Origin of the sequence: Actinoplanes sp. NPDC049599 (assembly GCF_044465625.1) — a bacterium.
GTDB lineage: Bacteria > Actinomycetota > Actinomycetes > Mycobacteriales > Micromonosporaceae > Actinoplanes.
This window is the reverse complement of the sequence record NZ_JBITLX010000064.1, coordinates 1-4286: the sequence shown is the minus strand read 5'-3', so window position 1 is coordinate 4286 and position 4286 is coordinate 1. Positions and strand designations below refer to the sequence as shown.

The window sequence follows — 4286 nt, the reverse complement described above, 5'->3', positions numbered from 1 at the left end:
CTCGACCCCGTGAAGTCGGAGTCGCTAGTAATCGCAGATCAGCAACGCTGCGGTGAATACGTTCCCGGGCCTTGTACACACCGCCCGTCACGTCATGAAAGTCGGTAACACCCGAAGCCGATGGCCTAACCCGTAAGGGAGGGAGTCGTCGAAGGTGGGACTGGCGATTAGGACGAAGTCGTAACAAGGTAGCCGTACCGGAAGGTGCGGCTGGATCACCTCCTTTCTAAGGAGCACCTCGGACCGCAGGGTTCAAGGCATGTCATTTCCCGATCGATGAGCTGGCCCATCAGGGCCGGCCTGGTGTCGGGGTGACCGCTCGGGTGGAACATCGGTTGGCACGTGCTCCGGGGTTGGAGTGTGTGATGCGCTGTTGGGTCCTGAGGGAGCGGGCCACATGCTTTCGAGTGTGTGGGCCGTGATCTCGGGAAGAGGGCCGGAAGGTCTTCTTCGACTGGCATGACAGTCCCTTCATCAAACTGCCGGCAGTTCCCTTTCTGGGGGTTGTTGGGTAACTGGTGTGTCTGTGGGTTGTGTGTGTTCGTTGCTTGTGAACTGTATAGTGGACGTGAGCATCTTTATCTGTGCATTTTTTCGTGCGCATTCCGGATGGCTTGCCTTTGGGTGGGTCTGATGGGTGTGTGTCGTAAGTTTTTAAGGGCATACGGTGGATGTCTTGGCATCAGGAGCCGATGAAGGACGTAGGAGCCTGCGATAAGCCTCGAGGAGCTGGCAACCGAGCTGTGATTCGAGGGTTTCCGAATGGGGTAACCCGGCTGGAGTCATGTCCAGTCACTCTCACCTGAATATATAGGGTGTTGAGGGGGAACGACGGGAAGTGAAACATCTCAGTACCGTCAGGAAGAGAAAACAACAGTGATTCCGTGAGTAGTGGCGAGCGAAAGCGGATGAGGCTAAACCGGGCGTGTGTGATAGCTGGCAGGCGTTGCATGTCCGGGGTCGTGGGATCCCACTTACATCTACTGTCATGGGTGTGGGGAGTCAGAAAATCATGTCATAGGCGAACGTCATTGAATGGGCGACCGTAGAGGGTGTTAGTCCTGTAGCCGAAATGATGTGGTCTTCCTTGTGGGCGTCCCAAGTAGCACGGGGCTCGTGGAATCTCGTGTGAATCTGGCAGGACCACCTGCTAAGCCTAAATACTCCCTGATGACCGATAGCGGACTAGTACCGTGAGGGAAAGATGAAAAGTACCCCGGGAGGGGAGTGAAATAGTACCTGAAACCGTGTGCCTACAATCCGTCGGAGCCTTGCGGGGTGACGGCGTGCCTTTTGAAGAATGAGCCTGCGAGTTAGTGGTGTGTGGCGAGGTTAACCCGGGTGGGGTAGCCGTAGCGAAAGCGAGTCCGAATAGGGCGTTTGAGTCGCATGCTCTAGACCCGAAGCGGAGTGATCTACCCATGGCCAGGTTGAAGCGCGGGTAAGACCGCGTGGAGGACCGAACCCACCAGGGTTGAAAACCTGGGGGATGAGCTGTGGGTAGGGGTGAAAGGCCAATCAAACTCCGTGATAGCTGGTTCTCCCCGAAATGCATTTAGGTGCAGCGTCACGTGTTTCTTGCCGGAGGTAGAGCTACTGGATGGCTAATGGGCCTCACAAGGTTACTGACGTCAGCCAAACTCCGAATGCCGGTAAGTGAGAGCGTGGCAGTGAGACTGCGGGGGATAAGCTTCGTAGTCGAGAGGGAAACAGCCCAGATCACCAGCTAAGGCCCCTAAGCGTGTGCTAAGTGGGAAAGGATGTGGAGTTGCTGTGACAACCAGGAGGTTGGCTTAGAAGCAGCCACCCTTTAAAGAGTGCGTAATAGCTCACTGGTCAAGTGATTCCGCGCCGACAATGTAGCGGGGCTCAAGTACACCGCCGAAGCTGTGGCATTTCAGCAATAACCCAGCGTGCCCTTGATGGTGCGTTCAGGTGCTGGGATGGGTAGGGGAGCGTCGTGTGGCGGGTGAAGCGCCGGGGTGACCCAGGTGTGGACGCTACACGAGTGAGAATGCAGGCATGAGTAGCGAAAGACGGGTGAGAAACCCGTCCGCCGAATGACCAAGGGTTCCAGGGCCAGGCTAATCCGCCCTGGGTAAGTCGGGACCTAAGGCGAGGCCGACAGGCGTAGTCGATGGACAACGGGTTGATATTCCCGTACCGGCGAAGAACCGCCCATATCGAACCCAGCGATACTAAACTCCTTGAAGCGTGCCGGCCTTCGGGCCGAAGCGTGGATGGCTGTGACCTGGACTGGTAGTAGGTAAGCGATGGTGTGACACAGGAAGGTAGCCTCCGCGTGGCGATGGTTGTCCACGTTTAAGCATGTAGGGCGTGTCGTAGGCAAATCCGCGACGCTTTCTTTGATGATGAGCCTGAGATGTGATGATGACCGCATTGGCGGGAAGTGGGTGATCCTATGCTGTCGAGAAAAGCATCTAGCGAGGTTCGAGCCGCCCGTACCCTAAACCGACTCAGGTGGTCAGGTAGAGAATACTAAGGCGATCGAGTGAATCGTGGTTAAGGAACTCGGCAAAATGCCCCCGTAACTTCGGGAGAAGGGGGGCCTGAGGCGTGAACCAGTCTTGCATTGGTGAGCGTTTGAGGGCCGCAGAGACCAGGGAGAAGCGACTGTTTACTAAAAACACAGGTCCGTGCGAAGTCGCAAGACGATGTATACGGACTGACGCCTGCCCGGTGCTGGAACGTTAAGGGGACCGGTTAACCCGCAAGGGTGAAGCTGAGAACTTAAGCGCCAGTAAACGGCGGTGGTAACTATAACCATCCTAAGGTAGCGAAATTCCTTGTCGGGTAAGTTCCGACCTGCACGAATGGCGTAACGACTTCTCCGCTGTCTCAACCGCGAACTCGGCGAAATTGCATTACGAGTAAAGATGCTCGTTACGCGCAGCAGGACGGAAAGACCCCGGGACCTTTACTATAGCTTGGTATTGGTGTTCGGTACGGCTTGTGTAGGATAGGTGGGAGACTGTGAAGCCGGCACGCTAGTGTTGGTGGAGTCGACGTTGAAATACCACTCTGGTCGTTCTGGATGTCTAACTTCGGTCCGTGATCCGGATCAGGGACAGTGCCTGGTGGGTAGTTTAACTGGGGCGGTTGCCTCCTAAAGAGTAACGGAGGCGCCCAAAGGTTCCCTCAGCCTGGTTGGCAATCAGGTGTCGAGTGTAAGTGCACAAGGGAGCTTGACTGTGAGACCGACAGGTCGAGCAGGGACGAAAGTCGGGACTAGTGATCCGGCCGTGGATGGTGGAATCGCGGTCGCTCAACGGATAAAAGGTACCCCGGGGATAACAGGCTGATCTTGCCCAAGAGTCCATATCGACGGCATGGTTTGGCACCTCGATGTCGGCTCGTCGCATCCTGGGGCTGGAGTAGGTCCCAAGGGTTGGGCTGTTCGCCCATTAAAGCGGTACGCGAGCTGGGTTTAGAACGTCGTGAGACAGTTCGGTCCCTATCCGCTGCGCGCGTTGGAAACTTGAGAAGGGCTGTCCCTAGTACGAGAGGACCGGGACGGACGAACCTCTGGTGTGCCAGTTGTCCTGCCAAGGGCACCGCTGGTTAGCTACGTTCGGAAGGGATAACCGCTGAAGGCATCTAAGCGGGAAGCTCGCTTCAAGATGAGGTTTCCATGGCACCTTTGAGTGTCGGGAGGCTCCCAGCTAGACTACTGGGTTGATAGGCCGGATGTGGAAGCGGGGACTGAAGACCCGTGAAGCTGACCGGTACTAATACGCCGATGACTTACTACACACTCTCCGCTCAGATGATGCGCGGGTAAAGAATGCGTGCTCACGTCCACTATGCGGTTCACGGGAAACGACCACCCACACCCGAACAGGGTTGGTGGTTGTGCCGGGAGAGTTACGGCGATCATAGCGGCAGGGAAACGCCCGGTCCCATTCCGAACCCGGAAGCTAAGCCTGCCAGCGCCGATGGTACTGCACTGGTTACGGTGTGGGAGAGTAGGACATCGCCGGACAACTTCATAGATAGTGGTGGCGGCCGCTCCGGTTTCATGGCCGTGTTCACCCGTCGAATCTTCACCCGCGCCTCGCGCAGGGGTTAACGGAGATTCCGGGGTAACGGACACGGTCAGGAGCAGGCCGCCACCACTGTTTTGTCATTGTTTTGCCATCCGGAGTGCGTAACTCATGCCTCCATTCGGGCCCGCGAGGATGCGGACGCCCGGAGCAGTGCCAGGCTCGTGATGTACTGGTACGTCTTCTGAACAGTGGTGGCCGCCGGTACACGGTGGAGCCGGG

The 4286-nt window shown here is 57.0% G+C and carries 3 rRNA genes; all 3 read left to right on the top strand.

From position 1 onward, the window contains the following. Positions 1-226, top strand: a 16S ribosomal RNA gene (locus ACIBQZ_RS43120); the annotation flags it as partial. A gap of 418 nt (positions 227-644) precedes the next feature. Next, positions 645-3773 (top strand): 23S ribosomal RNA (locus ACIBQZ_RS43115). A gap of 113 nt (positions 3774-3886) precedes the next feature. After that, positions 3887-4003 (top strand): 5S ribosomal RNA (gene rrf, locus ACIBQZ_RS43110). Positions 4004-4286: the final 283 nt, after the last annotated feature.